Source organism: Bartonella sp. MR110HLJHH (genome assembly GCF_042194225.1).
Classification (GTDB): Bacteria; Pseudomonadota; Alphaproteobacteria; order Rhizobiales; family Rhizobiaceae; genus Bartonella; species Bartonella grahamii.
In genome coordinates, this window is the sequence record NZ_JBHIMQ010000106.1 from 1 (window position 1) to 604 (window position 604).

Annotated in this window: 1 protein-coding gene and 1 pseudogene; both read right to left on the minus strand. The window is 44.4% G+C overall.

The window, feature by feature from the left end; genetic code table 11:
- A pseudogene (locus ACFIKB_RS09625) lies at positions 1-479 on the minus strand (phage late control D family protein); the annotation flags it as partial.
- A partial coding sequence (locus ACFIKB_RS09630) for a tail protein X (RefSeq protein ID WP_375653544.1) occupies positions 476-604 on the minus strand: 129 nt, incomplete at its 5' end. The pseudogene ACFIKB_RS09625 and the gene ACFIKB_RS09630, both read right to left, overlap by 4 nt.

Consider the following 604-nt stretch of genomic DNA (forward strand, 5'->3'; position numbering starts at 1 on the left):
GCAAAAGCCATATCGCTTTCAGCTGTTTGGTCAATGTGACGCACAACGATTTTTGCAAGAGAAGGATCAACCTTTGGTGTATAGCCATTACGCTCTGCTATCTCTTGAACAATACTGCCAAGGTTTTTCTGGTGGTAGGATTGGCTTTTTGGGGTTCTGTAAGACGTGTTCATTGATGCGGCGCGTCCTGTAACACTTAAGCTTTGCGGTGGGCTGCTTACAGAAATTTCGTCTATCAGATAGGCTCCCATATCGCGGTTTTTCCCGCCTTCATAGCCAAGTGTTATGGAAATAACTGTCCCGATAAGAGGAATATCAAGAAAGCCGTTATCACTGTCACGCGCACGGTCATCAAGCTCTATAGTGATACGATCACTTTTGTTTTCTGCTTCATCGGTAATTTCAATTGATAAAACATAATCCATGAGCGTTTTAGTGATGTCTTCTCCATTTGCCAGAACCGTGCAAAAAGGTTTCATGATTTGCTACCCCAAATTCTGATCACTGGTGTGGCTTTCGGATAGGGGAGGGACGGCAAAACTATGGTGATGCCTGCTTTTAAAATGGGTCCATAGTCTGCAAGCCCCAAATTCGCTGCATAGAC